The following is a 23,052-nucleotide window of genomic DNA, read 5'->3' on the forward strand; positions in this document are numbered from 1 at the left end:
AAGCCATCATTAGTTCTCTTTGGCACCAGAATAACAAAAGACTTTAGTTATTTTTGTGGTTTAAAGTATTTTTGATAAGTTTAAACAATTAAATCAATCAGATGGTTCTCAGCAGAATTTGGTCGGCTTTCATTATCATTGCCATTGCCATTGCCAGTATAAAATATGTTTCGTCAGGTAACTACAAAACCATTTTCAATGATATGGTGGTAGGAAAAGGTGGTGATACAGTGAAGATTGCATCCCAGCCTATGAACAGCCTCTCTCCTGTTGTCAGAGACAGCCTGATGAAAAAAAATGATTTTGCAGACAGCAGAATTCACTATACAACAGATTCTTTAAAGCAAAATGTAAATGTTTATCGCGTTCAGGAAGCCGATGGAGTTATTGGAACTTCAGAAACAGCCGTAAAGATCTGTCTTGGTCTTATCGGAATCATGACTTTATTTATGGGATTCATGAGCATTGCTGAAAAAGCAGGCGGCATCAATCTTCTAAGCCGTTTGATTCAGCCCTTTTTCTCCAAATTATTTCCGGAAATTCCAAAAAACCATCCTGCATTCGGACATATGCTGATGAACTTCAGTGCGAACCTGTTGGGATTGGATAATGCTGCAACCCCTTTTGGTTTAAAAGCCATGGAAAGCCTTCAGACCTTAAATCCCAATAAAGATACCGCCAGCAATTCACAGATCATGTTTCTGTGTCTTCATGCCGGAGGTATGACCTTAATTCCCGTGTCAATTATTGCTATCCGAGCTTCTATGGGATCTAAAACCCCTACAGATATTTTCCTACCATGTATGATTGCCACTTTTGCCGCTACACTGGCTGCGATGATTATTGTTTCTTTATACCAGAAAATCAATCTTCTGCGTCCGGTAGTAATTGCTTATGTAGGTGGAATTTCGGCTATTATTGCTTTATTGGTTCTATACCTTGTGCAATTGAGTAAAGATGAACTGGATGACTTCAGTAAAGTATTGAGTAATGGTTTAATTCTGTTTATCTTCCTTGCGATTGTATTAGGAGCCGTTTATAAAAAGATCAACGTTTTTGATGCCTTTATAGAAGGGGCAAAAGAAGGGTTCACCACCTGTGTTAAGATTATTCCTTATCTCGTTGGGATGTTAATTGCAATTTCGTTATTAAGAACTTCCGGTGTATTTGATGTAATCATTGACGGAATGAAGTGGGTAGCCAATATTGCCAATATGGACCCGAGATTTGTGGATGGACTTCCAACTGCATTGATCAAACCTTTATCCGGTTCAGGAGCCAGAGGAATGATGGTAGATACGATGACAACATTCGGAGCTGATAGTTTCCAGGGGAAATTAGCCGCAGTGCTTCAGGGAAGCTCAGATACGACGTTCTACGTGATTGCAGTATATTTTGGTGCCGTAGCCGTTAAGAATACAAGATACACGGTAATTGCCATGCTTCTGGCCGATTTAGTCGGCGTTATCACTGCCATTGCATTAGCTTACTTATTCTTTGCTTAATGAAATCTGCAGGTTGAGCAGATGCTATTAACTTTAAACATTAAACTTAAAACTTTAAATCCATTATGATCACAGATAAAGAATTCACCTTAAGACTCATCCGCCAATTAACTCAGGCATTGGAAAAATTGATTCTGGACAAACCTGAAGAAAGTTTAATGCAGAAAGAACTGGATTTTGATACGTTGATGAGAGATATTTTCAAAATGAACTTCACCGAGGTTGCTTCTAAAACCAAGGAAGAAATGATCGCGATTGTGAATGAAAGACAGGAAAGAGATCACAAAGATTATTATGAAATGCTGGGAAATCTATTTTATTTCAACAGCAGACATGATCAGAACAAAGATTTTCAGGATAAAGCAAAGACATTCTACGAGCTTTATCTTCAGACCAGTGGTATTTTTGCCCTTCCGGTCATCAACAGAATAAATGAATTGAAAAAAGCACTTGAATAAAGTGCTTTTGTATTTTTAGAAGGTAATTTTGTAAGTTCCGGTTGAAGACGTATTGGCTTTTTCTGCTTTTACATATTTCTTAACCCAGGCCACAGATGTGGATGAGACACAAGGATCCGAAATCCCGCCGGCTCTTCTTGCGGACACTACATTTCCCGCTTTATCTACGGTGTAAGCAATGGTAATCGATCCGCTTGCTGTACAACTGTGTGAGGGCTGCGCTCCGCCTCTTCCCATTGTTCCCGGAATATAACCAACCAATTTTCTGTCGATTCCTACTTTACTGTCACCATTTCCATCACCGCCTAAAGGGTCTCCCGCATTTCCGATACCATCACCGGTTCCCTGGCTTCCGGCTTTAGTTCCTCTTCCTTTAATCAGGTTGCCTATGGCTGCGGTTCCTTTTCCGTCACCATTTCCTGTTTTTGAGTTAGCGGTAGCGGCTCCTGATTTTTTAGTATTTTTTGAAGCACTCGTGCTGGTTGCTTCTTTTTTCTCAGCTTTTTTGGATTCCTCTTTTTTAGGAACGGTTGTTTTTGAATTGTTTCCTGTAATAACCTTCTCTTTAACCTCTGTTTTCTTTGGCTCCGGAGTTGGTACTGGCTCAGGTTTTATAACTGTTTTTGTTTCCGGAACCGGAGTTTCTGCAGGCTCAGGAGTTACTTCTTCAGTTGCAGCGGCAAGGCTTCCCGGCTGTTCGGCAGGTTCTTCAATTCCCTTTCCGTTTCTGTTATCTCCAAAGTTCACCAGCATGGTAGTCACCACTTCAGGATCTTTATCCAGTTCAGGTTTTAATTTATATAAAAAAACAAAAAGCAGAATAGCAGCCCAGATCAGAATAGAAAGCAGTGCGCTCTTTACTCTGTCTTTATTTTCTTCGTTTCTGTTTGCTGTATAGCTTTTCATCTTAAAACGTAATTCTTTCCGGAAATCCGGATATGTTATTTGTCTTTAACGGTTGCAATCGCAATATTAAATTTATGTTTCTCAGCAATTTCCATCACAAAAACGACATCTTTATGCAATGTGTTTTCATCTGCTCTGATCGTAAATGATTTATTGGCCTGGCTGGCTAATTTATCTACAATGATTTGCTCCAGTTCTCCTTTATTGGCAGGATTATCATCTACAAAAAATGAACCGTCCGGCTTGATGCTTACCGTTAAAGGATTGGGAATATTATCATCAACTGCTCCGGCTTTCGGAAGATTCACATCGATGGCGCTTTGATTGGCCGCCGAAGAGGTAATCATAAAGAAAATCAGCATCAACAGGATAACGTCTGTCATCGCTGCTAAACTGAATTCCGGATTCGCTTTATTTCTTCTTTGAATTTTCATCGTAAGAAAGATTTATAAAGGTTTGTTGATAAGGTCTAAAAATTCTCCTGACATATTCTGGGCTTTCAGGACAAATTTATCAATTCTTGTCAGTAGAATATTATAACAGAAGTTGGCAGGAATCGCTACAGCCAAACCTACAGCGGTCTGCCCTAAAGCGGTATAAATACCTTCTGAAAGTGTTTTCGGAGAGAATGATCCTGTTGCGTGAGATAGATTAAAGAAAGCAATAATCATCCCGATTACTGTTCCGAGAAGTCCCAGCATTGGTGCGATACTCGGTACGACAGCCAAAAGGTTCAGGTTTTTTTCCATATTGGCAACCTCTACCTGTGCCTGTGATTCCATAGCACTTACAATATCAGAAACGGGACGTCCTAATCTGGAAATTCCTTTTTCTAAAATTCTTCCTTCCGGAGAGTTCTGTGTTTTGCAGTAATCTGCTGCTGCCTCTATTTTTCCGGCCTTGATGAAGTCTTCGATATTGTTCATGAAGTTGGAATCTGTTTTTGATGTCAGCCTTTTGATAAAGAAAAACCTTTCAAAAAACAGGTATAGAGAAAACACTCCCAATAGTAATACAGTGACCATCACTATTTTAGCGAAGGCTCCTCCATGGAACATAATTTTCCAGAATGAGAACTCCAAGTTGTCTGCAGCAACTGCAGGGGTAGCGATTTGTGCGAATAAAATCTGAGAAAGTTCCGTTAACAGCATTAAATGTAAATTTTATTAAATTTCAACGACAAATGTAGGAGAATATTATGAATTGAACTCTTAAAAATTGCTTAAAAACAACTTAAAATTTGTTACAATTTTACAAACAGCAAATTTCTTTCCAAAAATAATTTGAAAAGAAATGTACAGTTAAAAAGGCAGAAGCTCGGTTAGTCTTCTTCTACCTCAATATCATCTTGTTTAAATTCGCATTTTAATCTAAAAGGGATCGGTGTATCTGATCCGGTATAGAAATCATCAATAGTTCCTTTCCAGATAACCTGAAGCTCCCCTTCTTCATTTTTTTCAAAAAGAAGCTCATTATCATAGATATAGGCATCTTCGTCATCAAAAAGGTCTACCTCTGTATAGGTTTCTTCATCAGAGTCATTGATTGTGATGGTCTTCCCTTCTATTTCCGCCGATTCGATAGGAAAATCAAAAACTTCAAGTGAAAGCTGCGGAAAGTTGTACTGTAATGAATCATCGTCCACGTGATCCAAACTGTCATCCGTAATCACTTCAACCTCTAAAAAATGTTGCTGGTTGCTGTAAACGGCCTTACAATAAGTATTTCTGATATTGTATTTTAGCGTTTCGTCCGGATGGTAAATTTTTAAAATCCCTTTCATTTTTTCTTAAAAAAGAACTGTAATAATATGATTGTTAAACGTTTTAGACAAAGATAAAAAATTGATTCAAAGTTAAAAGGATTTTGAAAATAATTTTTTAAAATCAATGCATTCAATAAGCATGAATATCCCAATAATACTTACTTTTGTTTTCATAAAGATTGTGAGATGAAAAACATTTTATCAAAAAGTATTCTGGCCTTAGTGTTGCTGATCGGTCTTGCTTCCTGCAAAAAATCGGATTCTCCCCTTACAAAAGTGACACCCAGCAACCTGGATTCTATCGCTTCGAACTATTATGAGCAATATCTTAAGTTATATCCTTTAGATGCTACAGCACAAGGAGATACAAGATATAACGACCAGCTTCCGATTAATATTGATAAAGATTTTATCTCAGGAGAGGTAGCGTTCTACAATTCTGTACAGAAACAGCTGGAACATGTAGATTACAAAAGTCTTTCTGATGAGGATAAAGTGGTATATGATGTGTTGGATTATACTTTAAAAGATAAAATTGAGGGCTATGCCTACCATCCGGAATATATTCCTTTCACTCAGTTCGGAGGGCTGCCACTTACTTTCCCATTGTATGGAAGCGGACAGGGCAATCAGCCTTTTAAAACCGAAAAGGACTATAGTGACTGGCTGAAAAGAATGGAAAAATTTCCGGAGTGGATGAATGCTGCTGCGGACAACTTCCGTGAGGGAATCAACAATAAAATAGTGCTTCCCAAAAAACTGGTTATCAAAATGATTCCTCAGATGAGAGCTGAGGAAATCACTACTTCCGATATGGAAAAGAATATTTTCTACGGCCCTATTAAAAATTTCCCTAAAAACTTTACAGAGGCTCAGAAAGAAAAATTCTCAGCACTTTACAAAGATGCTATTACGAAAAAAATCATCCCGGCTTATACTAAAATGGGAACATTTTTAGAAAAAGAATACCTGCCAAAGGCAAGAGATACGGATGGATATAACAGCCTTCCTAACGGCAATGAAATCTACAACTATTATGTAAAGAGCTGGACGACCACAAAGAAATCACCTGAAGAGATCAATAAGATCGGGCTTCAACAGGTCGCAATGCTTCGCGCAGAAATGGAGAAAGTAAAACAGCAGGTAGGTTTTACCGGAACGTTGGAAGAATTTATCACCTTTGTTAAGACGGATCCAAAGGCAATGACTTTTAAAACATCTAAGGAAGTTTTAAATGCATTCAACGGGATCTTAACGAAAATCACTCCGAAGCTGAAAACAATGTTTAATGTAACGCCAAAAACAAAGTTTGAGATCAGACAGACAGAGAAATTCAGAGAGGCAAGTGCCAGCGCAGAATATATGCCGGGAACTCCGGATGGAAAAAGAGCAGGTATATTTTATGTTCCGCTTCCTGATCCTACCAAATTCAACGTTACTTCGGGAATGGAATCTCTTTTCCTTCATGAGGCGATTCCGGGGCATCACTATCAGGTTTCTCTTCAGCAGGAAAATACAAGGCTTCCTAAATTCATGAGATTCGGATGGTTAGGAGCATATGGTGAAGGATGGGCTCATTATTGTGAAACATTAGGTCCTGAATTCGGTTTATATACTGATCCTTACCAGAAGATGGGATATTTAAGCGATCAGATGCTGAGAGCAGTAAGACTTGTAGTAGATACAGGACTTCATACCGGAAAAATGTCAAGAGAAGAAGCCATCAGATATTTCTTAAGCAACATTTCTTATGATGAAGCATCGGCCACTGCAGAAGTAGAAAGATATATGGCAATGCCGGGTCAGGCCTTAGGCTACAAAATAGGGTCTTTAAGAATCCGTGAGCTGAGAGAAAAATATCAGAAAGAACTGGGAAACAAATTCAATCTGGCAAGCTTCCATGATGAAGTTTTAAGCCAGGGATGTCTTCCGCTGGACGTTCTGAACAGAAAAATGGAGCTTTGGGCCCAAAAACAAAAATAAATTTACAATACTAAGGGTACTTCATTAATCGGTGCCCTTTTATTTTGTCCTATTAAATTAACAATATTGATATGATCACAGAAAGTCTAAGATCTCTTTACAACAGAGATTTAAATAAGTTAAAAACGGAAGTGGAAGCCTATCAAAGCGAAGAAAATCTTTGGAAAACGGATAAAAACATTGCCAACTCTGCGGGTAACCTCGCCCTTCATCTGGTGGGAAATCTTAATCATTTTATCGGAACACACCTTGGAAACACAGGATATGTAAGGCAGCGTGACCTGGAATTTTCGTCAAAGGATATTCCCAAAGCGGAACTTATTGAAAAGGTGAAAGCCACTGCGGCAATGATAGATTCAGTACTTTCCCAATTGTCCGATGAAGACCTGAAAAAAGAATATCCATTGGTTGTTTTTGAAAGTGCCATGACAACCGATTACTTCCTGATCCATCTGCTTGCTCATCTGGATTATCATCTGGGGCAGGTTAATTATCACAGAAGGTTGTTGGATAATTAATCATTCTTTTTACAAAACCATGTCAAGGTTTTGAACCTTGACATGGTTGAAATTACGAAGATATCTAGAATATTATTTCTCAAATAACATTTTCGTAATAAAATCTTTCTCTCCTTTTCCTCTTGCCGGAGAATATTCTCTTCCGTAGAAAATAATCTGAAGGTGAAGTTTATTCCATACTTCTTCAGGGAATAATTTTTTGGCGTCACGCTCTGTTTCTACTACATTTTTTCCTGAGGTAAGTTTCCATTGTGTCATCAGACGATGAATGTGGGTATCTACCGGAAAAGCAGGAAATCCGAAACCCTGGCTCATCACCACTGATGCAGTTTTATGCCCTACGCCCGGAAGGGCCTCCAATTCTTCATAAGTTTGCGGAACGATACCGTTATGACGTTCCAGCAGAAGTTCTGCCATTCTTTTAAGGTTTTTGGCTTTGGTATTGGAAAGTCCGATTTCTTTGATGAGTTCTTTGATTTCAAATTCTTCCAGCTTGGCCATTCTTTGTGGAGTTCCTGCCACGGCAAAAAGATCAGGTGTTACCTGGTTAACTTTTTTATCTGTGGTCTGCGCGGAAAGTGCTACGGCCACCATTAATGTATACGGATCGGTGTGATCTAAAGGAATAGGTGTAGTCGGATATAATTTATCCAGTTCTATCTGAACGAGCTCAGCTCTTTGTTTTTTTGTCATGTAACCCTTAAATTTGAACAAAATTAAATCATTATGCTGAAAGTTGGAGATAAATTACCTGAATTTGAAGGATTCAATCAAGACAAAGAAACGGTAACCTCATCAAAGTTACTAGGAAAAAAACTGGTGGTTTTCTTCTACCCGCAAGCGAATACCCCAACGTGTACCGTGGAAGCATGCAATCTGAGTGATAATTATTCCAAGCTTGAAAAAGCAGGGTATCAGTTACTGGGAGTAAGTGGTGACAGTGTAAAGAAACAGAAGAACTTCCACAGTAAATTTGCATTTCCTTATGATCTTATCGCGGATGAAAACCGTGATATCATTGAAAAGTTCGGGGTATGGCAGGAGAAAAAAACGTTTGGAAAAACGTATATGGGAATTGTAAGAACGACTTTTATTTTCGATGAAAATGGTGTCTGTACAAGAGTTATCGAGAAAGTGACTTCAAAGACTGCTGCTGAGCAGATTCTGGAAGGTTAATTCTTTTTGCAACACAAATATCACAAATGCTTTCACAAATAACACGATTTATATCACTGTGTTATTTGTGAAAATGTTTTTTGGGGATTTATTATTCGGTTTCGTAGTAATTTAATTCCTCTGTTTCGCCTGGAAGTATGACGTGTTTTTTAAACCTCAACCCTAATTTTTCGATCAGTTTTTGGGAAGAAATATTATCCTTTGAAATAATGGCTGATATTTTTGTTAATCCGAAATCATCCATTCCGATCGATTTAACTTTCTGGGCTGCTTCAAAAGCATATCCCTTACCTTCGAACTCTTCCAGTAAAGAATATCCTATATCCACGATATCAAGCCCTTCTCTTTCGAAGATTCCTACTGCCCCTACTTTTTCATTCCCATCTTTGGTTATTAAAAGATAGTTTCCAAATCCAAGTCTTTCAATCTGGGGAGCAAATCTGTTGAGAATATAATTTTCGGCATCTTCAACAGAATTAACATTGCGGTTGCCGATATGTTGAATGAATTTGGGTCTGTTATAAAGGTCAAAAACGAAATCTTTGTCTTCACGGGACATGGGACGAAGGATTAATCGCTCTGTCTCATAGATATTATCTGCGTTTGGGTGTTTTTTTAGACTCATCTTTCTTTGGTTCTTCTTTTTTTTCGATTTTCAACAATCTCGGGTTATTAGCACATTTCTTATTGTAAAGCTCAATATACGTTCCATTGTCTTTTACATTGCTTACAGCACCTGTAGATTTATTTACCGTGACTGTATAATGTGTTTTCTGGTATGGACATTCCTTTGAGGTCAGTTTTCCAAGATCCAGATAGTAATTCGATTGATCTTCATGGTAATTGCCGGCAAGATCCTTGAATTCCTCATCCACCATATATCCCTCAGCAGCTAATACAACCGCAGCCTCCTGAGCATTATCAATTCTGTCAACAAACTTCTTTAATCCTTCTACATCTGTTACATAATTTACTTTACCTCCTTCTGAGTAAGCAATATAATAAAAGCTGTCTTCACTAGGGAAAAGATTGAATCCTGAGAACTGAGGAGTATAATTTACCTTACCCGAAGTCTTTATTTCCTCACCTTTCCCGTAGCTGTTGTATATCAGCACCCACGAGTCTACCCTGCTTCCTGGGTTGATCTGCTGCAAAACAGAAGGTATACTTGAAAACTTTTTCTTCTCCTGAGAATATCCTAAGATTCCCAAAAGTAAAAATGTAAGAATTGTAAATCGGGTTGCAGTGTTACTCATAATTTAAAAATCAGCAGAAATATACCAAATATTACATGAACTTCTCGCCTTTCTTAAAGTTTTTCAAATCAAGAACATAATCTTTGATGAGCTGGTCATTATCACGCGGACAGATCAGAAGTGCCTTATCTGTATCTACAACAATATAGTTTTCAAGACCATCAATGATTACGGCCTTGTTATTATTCTTTAAACGGATGATATTTCCTTTTGAATTATAAGAAAGTAAATGTTTCAGTTTTACCGCGTTTCCGTCTTTATCTTTTTCCGTATTTTCATATACGGAAGTCCATGTTCCAAGATCGCTCCATCCCAAATCTGATGGAATCACATAAACATTCTTTGCTTTTTCTAAAATTCCGTTATCAATGGAAATCTTCTGAACCTTCGGATAAATGGTTTCAATACAGCTGTTTTCTTTTTCTGAGTTGTACTCACAAGCCATAAAATGCTGCATCATTTCTGGAAGATAAAGATCAAAGGCATGATGAATACTTTTCACATTCCATACAAAAATTCCTGCATTCCAAAGGAAATCACCACTTTCCAAAAAGCTTTGGGCAATTTCAAGGATAGGCTTTTCTGTGAATGTTTTCACTTTAAAATATTCCGATCCCTTTTTTTCTACAAACTGAATATATCCGTATCCGGTATCAGGCCTTGTCGGGGTAATCCCTAATGTTACCAGATAATCATTTTTTGAAGCCAGGTCAAATGCCAGCTCCACTTTCTCCAAAAACACATCTTCTTTAAGGATCAGATGATCTGCCGGCAATACAATCATCGTTGCATCCGGATTAATCTCAGCAATTTTATTGGCCATATACAGATTGCAAGCGGCTGTATTCTTCATCAACGGCTCGCCCACAATATTCTCTTCAGGAATTTCCGGAAGCTGCTGATGGGAAACAGGAACATACTCTTTATTCGTAATTACGAATATCTGCTCTTTAGGAATTACCTTGCTGATTCTGTCATAGGTTTGCTGAATCATAGTGCGCCCGGTTCCTAAAATATCCTGAAACTGTTTTGGAAATTTTTGCGTACTCATCGGCCAGAACCGGCTCCCGATTCCTCCCGCCATTATAACGCAATATCTATCTGATTTTAACATTATTAGCTACATTTTTCTACCCTCGCTAAAGGCTTGAAAGAATACTTCCTTCCAGTAGCCAGGTTCTTACAAAGATAGTTTTTTTTAACCAGACCTTCTAATAAATACTTTTCGTTGCGGTACATAAAAAATTCTCCCTTTTTAAGCTCCTCAATAAAATGAAGACTATCATCCTGTTTCTCAGTATGAAAATATCTTACCAGATCAGGGCTTGCCATGAAATTGGCTTTAGGCGATTTTGAAAATTTTACAATGATAGGTTTGAGTTCTTCATCATAAACCTCAAGGCTTTCCAGAAGCATATTTCTAAAAGTTTGTTTCCATTCGTTGCCATGAGGCGAAATTCTCCGTCCATATTTTTCGAAAGCAATCAGATGTGCGAGCTCGTGAGTGAGCACAAAGAAAAAAAGTTGTGGGGTAAGGGTTGAATTTACCGTAATTTCATGCGAATTGTCCGGAAGTTTTCTGTAATCTCCCAGTTTTGAATTTCTGTTTCTTGTAACTTTTATATGTATATAGTAATCTGCAAACCAGATTCTTAAATATTTAAGTGTATTTTGAGGTAAGTATTTTTCTAATGATTGAATTGGCATTTTACAAACTTAATGGAATTCCTGCATAGAAATTCAATAGTTTAAGACTAAAAAGATAATTATATTTTGCCTGCGCTACTGATCCCTGTGCATTTGCATAATTATTTCTCGCCACATTGACGTCGTAGATGGTGGTTCTTCCGGCAGCATAACTTTTATCGGCAAAATCAAGAGCCAGTTTTGAGCTTTTTTCAGCTTCCACTGCAGCCAGATAGGTTTCATAATTGGCATCAGCATCAAACTGAGCTTTCTGAACATTTTGTCTTACCGTCTGTTTCTGTTGTTCTAATGTATTTCTGGCTATACTCTCATTGACCTTAGACTGTTCTACCTGAAGTTTTGTTTTTCCTTTATTGAAGATAGGAATATTCAATGATAACCCAACATTTTGCCCGAACTGATCTTTATATTGTTCAAAAAAAGTTCCCTGCACAGTACCTGGCATAGGATCAAACTGTCTGTTATAGAAAGTGTTAAGACCCGCACTTGCTGTTAACGTTGGCCAGAATGCTGTTTTGGTTACTTCAGTTTGTGCTTCGGCAGATCTTATCCTGCTTTCGGCTGCTTTGATCTGCGGTTGTATCTCATAGGCCGTTGTAAGCACCTCATCTACAGTATTAAGTTGTAAATCAAGCTTTTCCGGAACATTTACATCTTCCACGTCGAAACCCTTATAATCGGAAAGCTGTAATAGCTGGGCGATGGCAAACAAGGCACGTCCAACATTTACTTCTGCCGTTTTAAGGTTTTGTTTCTCTCTTGCCAGCGCAGCTTCAGCCTCAGCTAAAACCGTCTGGGCAGTTGTTCCAACCTGGGTTGTGATCTTAGCTCTGTCAAACTGTTTCTGGGCATTATCCACAGCACTCTGAGAGATTTTAACAATCTCCTTATTCAACAAGGCTGTCAGATATTGTTGAGCAATCTGAAGAGAGATATCATTTTTAATGGTTTCAATGTCATATTGGCTTGCTTCTACATCAAACTGGGCTTTTCGTACATTTTTCTCTAATCTTCCATTATTATAGAGCAAAATATCGGCACCCAGGCCAACACTGTTATTGAATCTGTCGTTTCTAAAACTTCCCGCTCCTAATGACCCTTGCCCGAAACTCACCCCATTCGTCATACTCCCCGATACAGATGGTAAATATTCTTTTTGGGCTGCTTTAAGATTATATTCCTGGTTTTGTTTGTTATACTGATTTTGGATAACCTGAAGATTATGCTCCACTGCATAGCTTACACATTCTTTTAAGGACCATTTCTTCTGAGCACTTAAACCCAGATAACCTAATCCAAAAACGATGATCCAAACTTTTTTCATATGTATATGTTTATTTGTTTTTAATGGTCATATGGAACCGTGTCATCTTCATCAGTACTGTTACCTGTGAATCACAGCGATTTCATATTAAGATTTTTCAATATTAGACGAATTAAATATAAAAAAGTTACAGATTGAAAAATTATATTTTATTTTAAAAAAACTTTTGGGAATTTTGCACCATGACAAATGAACAATATCAGGAAGCTATCGACTGGCTTTTCGTACAGATGCCCAACTATCAGATAGATGGACAGAAGGCTTATAAACCTGGACTTGATAATATAACAAAACTTTGTGCTTTCTTTGGAAATCCTCAGGATAAAATAAAATGCATTCATATTGGCGGCACGAATGGAAAAGGTTCTTCAAGCAATATGCTGGCATCGGTTCTTCAGGAGGCTGGCTATAAGACCGGATTATATAATTCTCCACACCTTATCGACTTCACAGAGCGAATAAAGATGAATGGGAAAAACTGTAATAAAGAATTTGTCTTTGATTTTATTCAAAAATTAAAGAAACTTCCCGAAGATATCCGTCCTTCATTTTTTGAGTTTACCACCATTATGGCTTTTGAATATTTTTATCAGCAGCAGGTAGATTTTGCCATTATTGAAGTTGGATTGGGAGGAAGACTTGATTCTACCAATATTATTAATCCTTTGATTTCGGCTATTACCAATGTACAGCTGGATCATCAGAATATTCTTGGAGATACCATCGAAGAAATTGCATCAGAGAAGGCCGGAATTATTAAACACAATACGCCTATTATTTCCGGTGATGAAAATGAAGTTGTAAAAAATATCATAAAGGAGAAAGCAACGAAAGAAAATGCTCCGTTTATAGATGCAACTCTTATAAATACCCACCTTGAATCTGATCTGAAAGGAAATTACCAGAAAAAGAATATCAGAGTTGTCTTAGCTGCGGTAGAAGAATTAAAAAAACTTGGAGTACCTATTTCTAATGAAGATATTGAAAACGGGCTGCTCCATGTTCATCGGAATACAGGATTTATTGGCCGTTGGTTTGAATTTTCACAACATCCGCTTACCATTTGTGATACGGGACACAATCAGGCAGGTATGGAGTATGTTTTTTCACAATTAAATTCAATTGACAGGCACAAGCATATTATTTTGGGGTTTGTGAACGACAAAAAAATAGATGATGTGATGAAATTACTTCCCGAAAATTCTGAGTTCTATTTTGCAAAACCATCCATCAACAGGGGAAGACACCCCGAAGATTATGAAAATCTGCTTCAGGAGGCGAAAATTTTTTATAAAATTTTTGATTCCGTGCAGGAAGCGTATCTCTCTGCAAAAGAACGATGTACAAATGAAGAAATGATTTTTATCGGCGGAAGCAACTTTGTAGTGGGAGATTTTTTGGAAAAAAATTTGGAGATTAAAGAATAAGTCGTATATTTGCACCACTCTAAACAAGAGAACAAGTCTAGAGGGTTCTTAGCTCAGTTGGTTCAGAGCATCTGGTTTACACCCAGAGGGTCGGGGGTTCGAATCCCTCAGGACCCACAGAAAAGGAAACGAAACCTTTCAAAAAAATTCGGGTTCTTAGCTCAGTTGGTTCAGAGCATCTGGTTTACACCCAGAGGGTCGGGGGTTCGAATCCCTCAGGACCCACAAAAAATCTCTCAGATTTCTGGGAGATTTTTTTATTTTTATCCCTAAGCATTTAAATGTGTCCTGCAGTTTTCCTGATATTTATCTACCTTTGCCTACATCGAATAGCCGAACTTGAAGCAGCTTCACATCATATCATTCAATTATCCCTACCCTCCTTCTTATGGCGGAATCATTGATGTTTATTATAAAATCAAGGCCTTATCTGATCTGGGAATAAAAATTCATCTTCACTGTTTCATAGACCAGATCCCTTCAACTATTGACAGAGAAATTAAAGAGATTACGGAAAATGTATTTTTTTACAAAAAGAAGAAGAATCCTCTGCTTTATTTTTCATCAACGCCTTTCGCTGCTGCGATTAGAAAATCTGATGAACTTATTAAAAATCTGGAAAGGAATAAAGCTCCCATCTTGTTTGAGGGTTTACAAACCACCCAAATTATACGGTTTTTGAGAGAGAATGACCATAAGCTCTATCTCCGCTACCATAATAACGAAAAGGAGTACTATAAAGGTCTTTCCGGATCGGAGAACAACCTATTCAAAAAGATCATCTACTCCATTGAATCTTTAAAATATACAGGATACCAGAAAAAACTTTTAAAGAAATTTGAAGCTGTATTCTGTCTGTCTGAAAAAGAATATCATGAAGTCGAATCCTATTCAAAGAATGCACACCTGATTCATATCTTTCACGGTAATGAATCGGTAAAGGAACTGGATCAAAAAGGAAAGTATTTTCTATTTCATGGAGATCTCACCACTGCTGACAATAAAAGAGCATTAAATGAGACTATCGGTTTATTTAAAACGCTACCGCAATATCAACTGGTTGTTGCCTCCGATCGTGCCAGTGAAGATATTAAAAACAAAATCTCAGCAGTGGAAAATATCAGCCTCACTCCTATTCAAACCACGGAGAACCTTTATCGTCTTCTGGAAGGTGCTCATGCCAATATTTTAATTTCTTACCAGAATTCAGGAACAAAAGTGAAGCTTTTCAATACGCTTTACAACAGCCGTTTCGTGATTATTAACGGGAATATTACAGATGATCCGGTTTTAACAAATTTATGCCTGTATGGCGATGATATAAGCCAAATCCGTCAGCAGATTATCACCTCAGCTGGAAAGGACTATCATGACACTGAAAAAAGAAAGAATATTTTAGAAGCAAGTCACTCCGATAAAGCTAAAGCAGACGAAATAGTAATGCTAATTTTTAAAAATTAACCCTTTCCACCACTTTCTGGATATTAAATTCTTCAAGACAGGCCCAGTCACCTCTGTAACATTCCTTATCTCCAAAGACAGAACATGGTCTGCAGCTCAGGTCTTTTACCTGAACAACATCTTCCTCACTTTGTCCAAATCCCAGAAATCCGGCGTAAGGATGGGTAGCTCCCCAGATAGAAATACATCGGGTTCCCACAAGACTTGCAAGGTGCATATTGGCCGAATCCATAGATATCATCAGTTCCAGTCCGGCAATATAATTGAGCTCTTCCGTAAGATTTAACTTTCCGGCAAGGTTTTTTGTATTAGGAATCTCTGCTTCCCACTTTTCAAGAGTTTCCGTTTCTTTTTTACCTCCTCCAAAGAAATACACCGTATGTTTCTGAGCAAGAATTCTTACCAGCTCATACGATTTTGCCAAAGGAAGCATTTTCCCTTTATGCTGGGCAAAAGGGGCAAAACCAATCCCTGATTTTTGCGCAGAAACCGGTCTTAATTGATGAGAGAGTTCAACGTTGAAGCCCATTTCACGGAAAACATCTGCATAACGTTCCACTGTTTTTTTCAGCTGTACCTTTTCCAGATTCCAGATATCCGTAAGATGCTCTTTTTCTTCTTTGCCTTTATTAATTTTAAAGACCTTGAGGCCTTTCCTTCTGTATATTCTGTCTAAAACCTTGGTTCGGATTACATCATGGAGGTTGGCAATACAATCAGGATTAAATTCACGGATCAGTTCGTTACTCAGTTTTCTCAATCCAAAAAGACCTTTGTAATCATCCAGATCGATCCCTTTAAAAGTTACATTAGGAATTCCTGCAAACAGCGCCGCAAAATTTTTCCTGGAAACCATAATAATTTCCACGCCGGGATTCTGTTCCAGAAATTCTCTGAAAACAGGTACGGTCATCGCAACATCTCCGAATGCGGAAAAACGATATGCTAAAATTCTGCTCACGATTATGATTTCAGTTGATAAGCAACTGCATAAAACTTGATCTGCTTGGTCATCGCCATCAATCCGTTGGCTCTGGAAGGTGAAAGAAATTCCTGTAATCCTATTTCTGCAATAAAATCAAAATCAGAATCCAGAATTTCCTGAGTGGAATGCCCACTGTAAATACTTACTAAAAGAGAAACGATCCCTTTGGGTAAAATACCATCAGAATCAGCATTAAAGAAAAGTTTCCCATCTTTGAATTCAGCATCAATCCAAACTTTGCTCTGACAGCCTTTAATCAGATTTTCTTCTGTTTTCTTATCTTCCGGTAAGCCTTTCAGTTCTTTTCCAAGATCAATGATGTACTCATACTTTTGCTCCCAATCGTCAAGAAAAGCGAATTCGTCTATTATTTCCTGCTGTTTTTCTTTAATGGTCATTTTAAATCAAATTTCTTTTGCAAAGATAACCAATTTTGTAAAATTTATTTACGTGACGCTTTTTCAAAAAGCTGAAGAATTTTCGTCTCTTCATTCTCCCAGCAAAATACGTCTGCTGCCTTATTTAATTCGCTCTGATAATACTGTCTTCCATTCTGAAGAACAAGATTAATTGCTTTTTCAATGGTTTCAGGCTGGTGATCCGGAATAATTTCTCCTACATCAAACTGATTTTTTATCCTTTGCATTTCCGGGAAATTAATCATGACCAGTGGCACTCTCGACTGGATATAATCGCAAACTTTATTAGGAAGTGAATAATAGTAGCTTACTCCGTTATTTTCTTCAAGACTGAATCCTGCATCAGCCGTTTTGGTGATTTCCCTGAGATTTTCAGGTTTCAGTTTACCCAGGAAAAATACTTTATCCTGAAGCTTTTCCTGAATAACAAGTTCCTCGTAATCTTTTTTCTTGGGACCATCCCCTGCAATTTTCAGAACAGCATCTTTAATATGATGCATGGCCACAATCATTTTTTCAATTCCCCTGGACTGATTAATCGCTCCCTGATACAAAATAATTTTAGGATGATTTTCAGGAATTTCCGGTACAGAAAGAATTTTTCTGGGAATATTTCTGACCACAACCGGATTGACATTATATTGTTCATGGAACCATTCAGCATAGCTTTCACTTTCTGTCATCATCAGTTCCATATGGGGAACCAGCTTTCTTTCCAGTACTCTCCAGAATTTCTGAGAAAATCTGTTCTGAACGGATGGCATTTCCGTGAAAATTTCATGGCTGTCAAACACCAAAGGAATGTTCAGTTTTCTGGCAATGAGATAATTTGGCAGAAGTGCATCAATATCATTGGCATGGAGAATCGTATCTTTGTCCGCTTTTTTCTTCAGTTCTTTGTATAATTTCCAGTTGAATTCAAAATAAGCGGTCTTTAAGCTTTTAGACTTCAATCCTATTCTGGAAAAGGGATAAGGACGTTCCATTTTTTCATTTCCTTCCCAGTCGTTACCAATCAGGTCTATGGAATATCCGTTATCAAAAAGGGTTTTGCACACCTTCTCTATCCGTTGGTCAGTATACAGATTACTAAAAGCAGAAGTAATAATTTTTTTCCTCATCAATCTTTCTTGTCTAGGATTAAATAATAGATTTGAATGAAACAAATAAGCCCGTTTGGTATGATAACCGGCCAAAGCATTCCATTAAAGATACCATAAATGACAAAACAAATACAGCCAATCATGTTAACCACTCTGATTTTTTTTACATCTTTCAGTATGAAACTCAATACGATAAAAAGAGAAGCAGAATAGCCAATGTAAGTGGTAAGTTCAGGATTCATGGGGAAAATTTAAGGTTACAAACTTAATCATTTTCAATAAGATAATAAATTTTTTTCTGCCATAAAGTCATTAATTGATTTTTGGTAAAATATTTGTAATTTAGATAATGAATAAAAGGTAATGTTGCCTTTGTTCTAATGAGATATATTATGGATTATAAGTTTTCACAAGGTTTGAGCCAGGTGTTCAAACAAAGCAAAAGCGAAGCTAAAAGGCTGAAAAGTGAATTTCTTAATACAGAACATCTACTTTTAGGTATTATAAAAACGGAAAACTCTGCAAAAGAAATCCTTCAAAACCTTAATGCGGATTTAACACAAATCAGAAGAAAAATTGAAACTCTAAATACAGCAAGTCTTAATCCTATTTCTGAGGAGGTTACCAATATTTCTTTCACTAAGATGGCAGATCATGCGATCAAACGTGCAGAGTTAGAATGCCGACAGTATAAAAGCAATGAAATTAATACCGTTCACCTGCTTTTAGGTATTCTTTATAAATATGAGGACCCTACTTCAAATATTCTGGGAGCTTATGACATCGACTACGAAGGAGTTTCAAGAGAGTACCAGACTATGCTTAAAAATTCGGGCCAGTCTCCACAGATGAGTGCTTACGATGATGATGATGAGAGAGAGGAATTTGAGCAAATGAGAAAACCTACAGGAAATCTAGGTTCTGCAAAAAGTAAAACCCCTACATTGGACAACTTTGGTAGAGACCTTACTTCTTTGGCCAGAGACGGAAAACTGGACCCTGTGATCGGGCGTGAAAAAGAAATTGAGAGAGTTTCTCAGATCTTATCGCGTAGAAAGAAAAACAACCCACTCCTTATCGGGGAGCCTGGAGTTGGTAAATCTGCCATCGCTGAAGGTTTAGCATTAAGAATTCAACAGAAAAAAGTGTCGAGAGTTCTTTACGGAAAACGTGTGATCACTTTAGACCTGGCAAGTTTAGTTGCCGGAACTAAGTACCGTGGTCAGTTTGAGGAAAGAATGAAGGCCATCATGACCGAACTGGAGAAAAACAGGGATGTCATCTTATTTATCGATGAGCTTCATACCATTGTAGGAGCTGGAAGTTCTACCGGAAGTTTAGATGCTTCCAATATGTTCAAACCGGCTTTGGCAAGAGGTGAGATTCAATGCATCGGGGCAACTACTCTGGATGAGTACCGTCAGTACATTGAAAAAGACGGAGCTTTAGAAAGAAGATTCCAGAAAGTAATGGTGGAACCGACTTCTATTGATGAAACCATTCAGATTCTGAACCAGATCAAAGATAAGTATGAAGAGCATCACAATGTCATTTATACACCTGAAGCGATTGCGGCGTGTGTCAATTTGACATCAAGATATATAACAGACCGTTTCTTGCCGGACAAAGCAATTGATGCAATGGACGAAGCCGGATCCCGTGTTTATATCAAAAACATGAAAGTTCCTACTGAAATCATTGATTTTGAAAAGAAAATCGAAGATATCAAGGAACTGAAACAGAAGGCTGTAAAAGCGCAGGACTACCTTGAAGCAAGAAAACTGAAAGATGAAGAAGAACGTCTTCAGATGGAACTTAACTCGGCTCAGGAAAAATGGGATAAAGATGTAAAAGAGAAAAAAGAAACCGTAACAGAAGAAAATGTAGCGGAAGTGGTTTCTATGATGAGCGGAGTTCCTGTAACGAAAGTTGGTAAGAACGAGCTTGATAAATTGGCCCAAATGGATGAGAAGCTTAATGGAAAAGTAATCGGCCAGGAAGATGCTGTGAAGAAAGTAGTGAAAGCTATTCAGAGAAACAGAGCAGGTCTTAAAGATCCTAACCGCCCTATCGGTACCTTTATTTTCCTTGGAACAACCGGGGTTGGTAAAACCGAATTGGCGAAGGTAATGGCAAGAGAACTATTCGAATCCGATGAATCTCTGATCAGAATTGACATGAGTGAATACATGGAGAAATTCGCGGTTTCGAGATTGGTTGGTGCGCCTCCGGGATACGTTGGATACGAAGAAGGTGGTCAGCTGACAGAAGCGGTAAGAAGAAAGCCTTACGCAGTAGTTCTTTTGGATGAGATTGAAAAAGCTCACCCGGATGTATTCAATATTCTGTTGCAGATTTTGGATGAAGGACACGTTACAGACAGCTTAGGAAGAAAAATTGATTTTAGAAATACCATCATTATTCTGACTTCAAATATCGGAACAAGAGATCTTAAAGACTTTGGAGACGGTGTAGGATTCGGAACTTCTGCGAAGAAAACCACTTCAGACTCTAGAGCGAGAAGTACCATTGAAAATGCCCTTAAGAAAGCATTTGCACCGGAATTCTTAAACAGAATTGATGATATTGTGATCTTCAACTCTCTTGTACAGGATGATATCAAGAAAATCATTGATATTGAACTGAACAAACTTTATGGCAGACTTGAAAAATTAGGATATAAAGTTGATCTTACTGAAGAAGCGAAAGACTTTATTTCTGAAAAAGGATGGGATAAAGATTTCGGAGCAAGACCATTGAAACGTGCGATCCAGAAGTATATTGAAGACTTATTGGCAGAAATGCTGGTAAACAAGCAATTGAGCGAAGGAGAAACCGTAGTTCTTGATCTTAATGAAGCAAAAGACGGATTGATCGGGAAAACACAGAAAGCGAAAAAATCGGCTGAAAAGTCTTCTCAATCTTAATTAAATAAATAATTTAATTTCAAATAAAAAATCTCCGGGAAGTTTCCCGGGGATTTTTGTTTTATAGGCTTGGCTGAAGCCGGATGAATTTTATTTTCTGACTAAACGGGCTAAAGCCCTTTCCTATTGATGAATGAACCCTTAAAGTCCCACCACAAAACCAATAGTCGGAATCAGACCGCTGGAAAATACACTGGAGTTCTGTTTCCAAAGCACATTGTACATTAAACCCAGCTGCATGAAGGAATTGTTTCCGATCCGCTGCATATATCCTCCTCCAAGGTATAATGCATTCTCTTCCGTATTGTATTTATAGTCGTAATATTTATCTTTGTAATCAACAAAATAATGCTGATAGTTGGCTCCCACATAAAATGATCTGGCAAAATAATAATTGACAAAAGGACCTACTCCAAACATAGTAGATTTATAGTAATCAGAAGTCTGCCACGAAACACTTCCTACCACACCTCCTTCAAAATCATCTGTAAACCTGTATCCTACTCTTGGTGAAGCCGACAGATTAAAGGCACTGTTGCTTCCAAATCCTAATCCAATGCCTCCTCCAAAAGTCCACTTGCTGTTTTCCTGTACAGGTGCTCCTACTGAAATTTGGGAAAAAACTGATCCTGAAGCTATCAGCATCATAGAGATAATAAACTTTTTCATATGTTATATTTTTGATCTTACAATTATATTCACATCTGTTTCCGTCTGCAGATGGGTTGATAAAATGGCAGCATAAAGCTCTATCGTTTTTATCAATGTTTAAAATTATGGTTTTTTTACGAATTTTTTAATTGTATTTTTGCCGCATCAAACTAAGAACTCCCGTTAAGAGTTTCGTAAAATTGAATACAATGAAAGTAGTAGTAGGCCTCTCCGGAGGTGTAGATTCTAGTGTTACAGCGTATTTGCTGCAGCAGCAAGGCCATGAGGTAGTGGCTTTATTTATGAGAAACTGGAACGATGCTTCCGTAACACTTGAAGATGAATGTCCCTGGATTGAGGACAGTAACGATGCCCTTATGGTAGCACAAAAGCTTGGAATTCCTTTCCAGGTGATAGACATGAGTGAACTTTACAAAGAGCGTATCGTTGACTATATGTTTGCCGAATACGAAAAAGGCAGAACTCCCAACCCTGATGTATTATGTAACAGAGAAGTAAAATTCGATGTGTTTATGAAGACTGCCATGTCTTTGGGTGCCGATAAAGTTGCTACAGGACATTATGCAAGGGTAAATTCTACTTTTGATGAAAACGGTAAAGAAATCTTTCATCTTCTGGCCGGAAAAGACAATAATAAGGATCAGTCTTACTTCCTTTGCCAGCTAAGTCAGGATCAGCTTTCAAAAGCGTTATTCCCAATTGGAGAACTTACAAAGCCTCAGGTAAGAGAAATTGCAAAAGAAATCGGACTGGTAACGGCAGATAAAAAAGATTCTCAGGGATTATGTTTTATCGGAAAAGTAAGTCTTCCCCAGTTTTTACAACAGCAATTGAAACCTAATGAAGGGGAAATCGTAGAAATTTTCAAAGATTCTCCTCTATTTTCGGAAGAAAAACCTGAATTCTCATCCAAAGAAGAAGAACTTGAATTTTTATCAAGAAAAATCAATTATAAAAAATCTGACGGAAAAGTAATCGGGAAACATCAGGGAGCCCAGTTTTTCACAATCGGACAAAGTAAAGGACTTGGTATAGGCGGCCATAAAGAAAGCTGTTTTATCATCTCCAGAGATATGGAAAACAACATCCTTTTCGTAGGAGAAGGAAGCCATTTCCCGGGTCTTCACAAAAAAGCTTTGAAAATAGACAATTCTGAACTGCACTGGGTGCGAGAGGATTTGAGACTTCAGAACGGAGGATCTATGGAAGTAATGGCCAGATTCAGATACAGACAGCCTTTGCAGAAAGCAACCCTGTATCAGTTTGAGAATGCTTTTTATATTGAATTTGACGAACTTCAGTCTGCTATTGCTGAGGGACAATTTGCATCATGGTATATCGATGAGGAATTGATCGGCAGCGGTGTGATTTCGTAAGAGTTTCGGGATTCGGGGTACGGGATTTCGGGATATAAGCTCCTGAATAAAAGAGGTTTTAAGTATATTGGGATTGTTTTTTTA

The 23,052-nt window shown here is 37.8% G+C and carries 24 protein-coding genes and 2 tRNA genes; 11 read left to right on the forward strand and 15 right to left on the reverse strand.

Going from position 1 to position 23,052, the window contains the following annotated elements:
* Positions 1-101 precede the first annotated feature (101 nt).
* Together AC5YGI_RS02055 and AC5YGI_RS02060 are read left to right on the forward strand one after the other, a co-directional pair.
* On the forward strand, positions 102-1,505 hold the full coding sequence (locus tag AC5YGI_RS02055) for a nucleoside recognition domain-containing protein (protein WP_446107131.1): 1,404 nt from the start codon (positions 102-104) through the stop codon (positions 1,503-1,505).
* Positions 1,506-1,570: 65 nt separating this feature from the next.
* Positions 1,571-1,963 (forward strand): hypothetical protein, encoded by a 393-nt coding sequence (locus tag AC5YGI_RS02060; protein ID WP_137904524.1) that lies wholly within the window; start codon positions 1,571-1,573, stop codon positions 1,961-1,963.
* 15 nt (positions 1,964-1,978) lie between these two features.
* On the opposite strand, the gene AC5YGI_RS02065 is transcribed toward AC5YGI_RS02060, so the two are convergent.
* From AC5YGI_RS02065 to AC5YGI_RS02080, 4 genes are all read right to left on the reverse strand, one after another.
* Complete coding sequence (locus AC5YGI_RS02065; RefSeq protein WP_330744797.1) at positions 1,979-2,869, reverse strand: ferric siderophore ABC transporter substrate-binding protein; 891 nt, start codon at positions 2,867-2,869, stop codon at positions 1,979-1,981.
* A 35-nt stretch (positions 2,870-2,904) separates the two neighbouring features.
* Positions 2,905-3,303, reverse strand: a complete 399-nt coding sequence (locus tag AC5YGI_RS02070; RefSeq protein WP_312297431.1) for an ExbD/TolR family protein — start codon at positions 3,301-3,303, stop codon at positions 2,905-2,907.
* Positions 3,304-3,315: 12 nt separating this feature from the next.
* On the reverse strand, positions 3,316-4,020 hold the full coding sequence (locus AC5YGI_RS02075) for a MotA/TolQ/ExbB proton channel family protein (protein WP_047426580.1): 705 nt from the start codon (positions 4,018-4,020) through the stop codon (positions 3,316-3,318).
* Positions 4,021-4,190: 170 nt separating this feature from the next.
* Positions 4,191-4,652 (reverse strand): hypothetical protein, encoded by a 462-nt coding sequence (locus AC5YGI_RS02080; protein ID WP_330744796.1) that lies wholly within the window; start codon positions 4,650-4,652, stop codon positions 4,191-4,193.
* Positions 4,653-4,820: 168 nt separating this feature from the next.
* On the opposite strand from AC5YGI_RS02080, the gene AC5YGI_RS02085 reads away from it, so the two are divergent.
* The gene (locus tag AC5YGI_RS02085; protein WP_496167376.1) at positions 4,821-6,617 is read left to right on the forward strand and encodes a DUF885 domain-containing protein; all 1,797 of its coding nucleotides are present in this window, start codon (positions 4,821-4,823) and stop codon (positions 6,615-6,617) included.
* Between the two features lie 71 nt (positions 6,618-6,688).
* Positions 6,689-7,135, forward strand: coding sequence for a DinB family protein (locus AC5YGI_RS02090; RefSeq protein WP_496167377.1), 447 nt, complete (start codon positions 6,689-6,691; stop codon positions 7,133-7,135).
* A gap of 72 nt (positions 7,136-7,207) precedes the next feature.
* Here AC5YGI_RS02090 and AC5YGI_RS02095 read toward each other — a convergent pair whose 3' ends face one another.
* Positions 7,208-7,828 (reverse strand): endonuclease III domain-containing protein, encoded by a 621-nt coding sequence (locus tag AC5YGI_RS02095; RefSeq protein WP_330744792.1) that lies wholly within the window; start codon positions 7,826-7,828, stop codon positions 7,208-7,210.
* 33 nt (positions 7,829-7,861) lie between these two features.
* On the opposite strand from AC5YGI_RS02095, the gene bcp reads away from it, so the two are divergent.
* Complete coding sequence (bcp, locus tag AC5YGI_RS02100; protein ID WP_496167378.1) at positions 7,862-8,311, forward strand: thioredoxin-dependent thiol peroxidase; 450 nt, start codon at positions 7,862-7,864, stop codon at positions 8,309-8,311.
* A 91-nt stretch (positions 8,312-8,402) separates the two neighbouring features.
* On the opposite strand, the gene AC5YGI_RS02105 is transcribed toward bcp, so the two are convergent.
* From AC5YGI_RS02105 to AC5YGI_RS02125, 5 genes are read right to left on the reverse strand one after another with little or no spacing between them, the layout of a single operon-like run.
* The gene (locus AC5YGI_RS02105) at positions 8,403-8,936 is read right to left on the reverse strand and encodes a GNAT family N-acetyltransferase (RefSeq protein WP_330744791.1); all 534 of its coding nucleotides are present in this window, start codon (positions 8,934-8,936) and stop codon (positions 8,403-8,405) included.
* Positions 8,905-9,567 carry a hypothetical protein gene (locus AC5YGI_RS02110; protein ID WP_446107136.1) on the reverse strand — a complete coding sequence of 221 codons (663 nt, stop codon included), beginning with the start codon at positions 9,565-9,567 and terminating at the stop codon, positions 8,905-8,907. Before AC5YGI_RS02110 ends, AC5YGI_RS02105 begins: the two co-directional genes overlap by 32 nt.
* 31 nt (positions 9,568-9,598) lie before the next feature.
* Positions 9,599-10,681 (reverse strand): mannose-1-phosphate guanylyltransferase, encoded by a 1,083-nt coding sequence (locus AC5YGI_RS02115; protein ID WP_330744789.1) that lies wholly within the window; start codon positions 10,679-10,681, stop codon positions 9,599-9,601.
* A gap of 2 nt (positions 10,682-10,683) precedes the next feature.
* The gene (locus AC5YGI_RS02120; RefSeq protein ID WP_330744788.1) at positions 10,684-11,274 is read right to left on the reverse strand and encodes a SprT-like domain-containing protein; all 591 of its coding nucleotides are present in this window, start codon (positions 11,272-11,274) and stop codon (positions 10,684-10,686) included.
* 1 nt (position 11,275) lies between these two features.
* Positions 11,276-12,598, reverse strand: coding sequence for a TolC family protein (locus AC5YGI_RS02125; RefSeq protein WP_330744787.1), 1,323 nt, complete (start codon positions 12,596-12,598; stop codon positions 11,276-11,278).
* A gap of 182 nt (positions 12,599-12,780) precedes the next feature.
* On the opposite strand from AC5YGI_RS02125, the gene AC5YGI_RS02130 reads away from it, so the two are divergent.
* From AC5YGI_RS02130 to AC5YGI_RS02145, 4 genes are all read left to right on the forward strand, one after another.
* On the forward strand, positions 12,781-14,025 hold the full coding sequence (locus AC5YGI_RS02130; RefSeq protein WP_496167380.1) for a bifunctional folylpolyglutamate synthase/dihydrofolate synthase: 1,245 nt from the start codon (positions 12,781-12,783) through the stop codon (positions 14,023-14,025).
* Between the two features lie 42 nt (positions 14,026-14,067).
* Positions 14,068-14,142 (forward strand) — tRNA-Val (locus AC5YGI_RS02135).
* Positions 14,143-14,175: 33 nt separating this feature from the next.
* Positions 14,176-14,250: transfer RNA gene (locus tag AC5YGI_RS02140), tRNA-Val, on the forward strand.
* 114 nt (positions 14,251-14,364) lie between these two features.
* Positions 14,365-15,486, forward strand: coding sequence for a hypothetical protein (locus tag AC5YGI_RS02145; RefSeq protein WP_330744785.1), 1,122 nt, complete (start codon positions 14,365-14,367; stop codon positions 15,484-15,486).
* Here the strand turns inward: AC5YGI_RS02145 and AC5YGI_RS02150 are convergent.
* Genes AC5YGI_RS02150 through AC5YGI_RS02165 form a run of 4 tightly spaced genes read right to left on the reverse strand, consistent with a single transcriptional unit; the run spans position 15,476 to position 18,235 of the window.
* Positions 15,476-16,447: a glycosyltransferase family 9 protein gene (locus AC5YGI_RS02150; RefSeq protein ID WP_330744784.1), complete on the reverse strand. Its 972-nt coding sequence runs from the start codon at positions 16,445-16,447 to the stop codon at positions 15,476-15,478. The genes AC5YGI_RS02145 and AC5YGI_RS02150 overlap by 11 nt on opposite strands.
* A gap of 2 nt (positions 16,448-16,449) precedes the next feature.
* The gene (locus AC5YGI_RS02155; protein ID WP_137904536.1) at positions 16,450-16,869 is read right to left on the reverse strand and encodes a SufE family protein; all 420 of its coding nucleotides are present in this window, start codon (positions 16,867-16,869) and stop codon (positions 16,450-16,452) included.
* Positions 16,870-16,913: 44 nt separating this feature from the next.
* Positions 16,914-18,011, reverse strand: a complete 1,098-nt coding sequence (locus AC5YGI_RS02160) for a glycosyltransferase (protein WP_496167381.1) — start codon at positions 18,009-18,011, stop codon at positions 16,914-16,916.
* Positions 18,011-18,235, reverse strand: coding sequence for a uroporphyrinogen decarboxylase (locus AC5YGI_RS02165; protein WP_110008987.1), 225 nt, complete (start codon positions 18,233-18,235; stop codon positions 18,011-18,013). The genes AC5YGI_RS02160 and AC5YGI_RS02165 overlap by 1 nt, the downstream gene beginning before the upstream one ends.
* Before the next feature lie 150 nt (positions 18,236-18,385).
* Here AC5YGI_RS02165 and AC5YGI_RS02170 point away from each other — a divergent pair, with 150 nt between their 5' ends.
* Entirely contained in the window at positions 18,386-20,920 is a 2,535-nt protein-coding gene (locus AC5YGI_RS02170) for an ATP-dependent Clp protease ATP-binding subunit (protein ID WP_330744782.1), read from the forward strand.
* 141 nt (positions 20,921-21,061) lie between these two features.
* On the opposite strand, the gene AC5YGI_RS02175 is transcribed toward AC5YGI_RS02170, so the two are convergent.
* A complete protein-coding gene (locus AC5YGI_RS02175) occupies positions 21,062-21,589 on the reverse strand; it encodes a hypothetical protein (protein ID WP_330744781.1) in 528 nt (175 codons plus the stop codon).
* 191 nt (positions 21,590-21,780) lie between these two features.
* Between AC5YGI_RS02175 and mnmA the strand changes: the two genes are divergently transcribed.
* Positions 21,781-22,968 (forward strand): tRNA 2-thiouridine(34) synthase MnmA, encoded by a 1,188-nt coding sequence (gene mnmA, locus AC5YGI_RS02180; protein WP_120232343.1) that lies wholly within the window; start codon positions 21,781-21,783, stop codon positions 22,966-22,968.
* Positions 22,969-23,052: the final 84 nt, after the last annotated feature.

It is taken from the genome of Chryseobacterium sp. CS3K3.1, assembly GCF_059515165.1.

Bases quoted from the DNA above. Each gene is read 5' to 3' on its own strand.
- AC5YGI_RS02160 (WP_496167381.1), bottom strand. From the start codon at position 18,011: ATGAGGAAAAAAATTATTACTTCTGCTTTTAGTAATCTGTATACTGAC.
- AC5YGI_RS02155 (WP_137904536.1), bottom strand. From the start codon at position 16,869: ATGACCATTAAAGAAAAACAGCAGGAAATAATAGACGAATTCGCTTTT.
- bcp (WP_496167378.1), top strand. From the start codon at position 7,862: ATGCTGAAAGTTGGAGATAAATTACCTGAATTTGAAGGATTCAATCAA.
- AC5YGI_RS02120 (WP_330744788.1), bottom strand. From the start codon at position 11,274: ATGCCAATTCAATCATTAGAAAAATACTTACCTCAAAATACACTTAAA.
- mnmA (WP_120232343.1), top strand. From the start codon at position 21,781: ATGAAAGTAGTAGTAGGCCTCTCCGGAGGTGTAGATTCTAGTGTTACA.
- AC5YGI_RS02085 (WP_496167376.1), top strand. From the start codon at position 4,821: ATGAAAAACATTTTATCAAAAAGTATTCTGGCCTTAGTGTTGCTGATC.
- AC5YGI_RS02170 (WP_330744782.1), top strand. From the start codon at position 18,386: ATGGATTATAAGTTTTCACAAGGTTTGAGCCAGGTGTTCAAACAAAGC.
- AC5YGI_RS02055 (WP_446107131.1), top strand. From the start codon at position 102: ATGGTTCTCAGCAGAATTTGGTCGGCTTTCATTATCATTGCCATTGCC.
- AC5YGI_RS02060 (WP_137904524.1), top strand. From the start codon at position 1,571: ATGATCACAGATAAAGAATTCACCTTAAGACTCATCCGCCAATTAACT.
- AC5YGI_RS02080 (WP_330744796.1), bottom strand. From the start codon at position 4,652: ATGAAAGGGATTTTAAAAATTTACCATCCGGACGAAACGCTAAAATAC.
- AC5YGI_RS02125 (WP_330744787.1), bottom strand. From the start codon at position 12,598: ATGAAAAAAGTTTGGATCATCGTTTTTGGATTAGGTTATCTGGGTTTA.
- AC5YGI_RS02065 (WP_330744797.1), bottom strand. From the start codon at position 2,869: ATGAAAAGCTATACAGCAAACAGAAACGAAGAAAATAAAGACAGAGTA.
- AC5YGI_RS02130 (WP_496167380.1), top strand. From the start codon at position 12,781: ATGACAAATGAACAATATCAGGAAGCTATCGACTGGCTTTTCGTACAG.
- AC5YGI_RS02070 (WP_312297431.1), bottom strand. From the start codon at position 3,303: ATGAAAATTCAAAGAAGAAATAAAGCGAATCCGGAATTCAGTTTAGCA.
- AC5YGI_RS02175 (WP_330744781.1), bottom strand. From the start codon at position 21,589: ATGAAAAAGTTTATTATCTCTATGATGCTGATAGCTTCAGGATCAGTT.
- AC5YGI_RS02090 (WP_496167377.1), top strand. From the start codon at position 6,689: ATGATCACAGAAAGTCTAAGATCTCTTTACAACAGAGATTTAAATAAG.
- AC5YGI_RS02115 (WP_330744789.1), bottom strand. From the start codon at position 10,681: ATGTTAAAATCAGATAGATATTGCGTTATAATGGCGGGAGGAATCGGG.
- AC5YGI_RS02110 (WP_446107136.1), bottom strand. From the start codon at position 9,567: ATGAGTAACACTGCAACCCGATTTACAATTCTTACATTTTTACTTTTG.
- AC5YGI_RS02105 (WP_330744791.1), bottom strand. From the start codon at position 8,936: ATGAGTCTAAAAAAACACCCAAACGCAGATAATATCTATGAGACAGAG.
- AC5YGI_RS02165 (WP_110008987.1), bottom strand. From the start codon at position 18,235: ATGAATCCTGAACTTACCACTTACATTGGCTATTCTGCTTCTCTTTTT.
- AC5YGI_RS02095 (WP_330744792.1), bottom strand. From the start codon at position 7,828: ATGACAAAAAAACAAAGAGCTGAGCTCGTTCAGATAGAACTGGATAAA.
- AC5YGI_RS02075 (WP_047426580.1), bottom strand. From the start codon at position 4,020: ATGCTGTTAACGGAACTTTCTCAGATTTTATTCGCACAAATCGCTACC.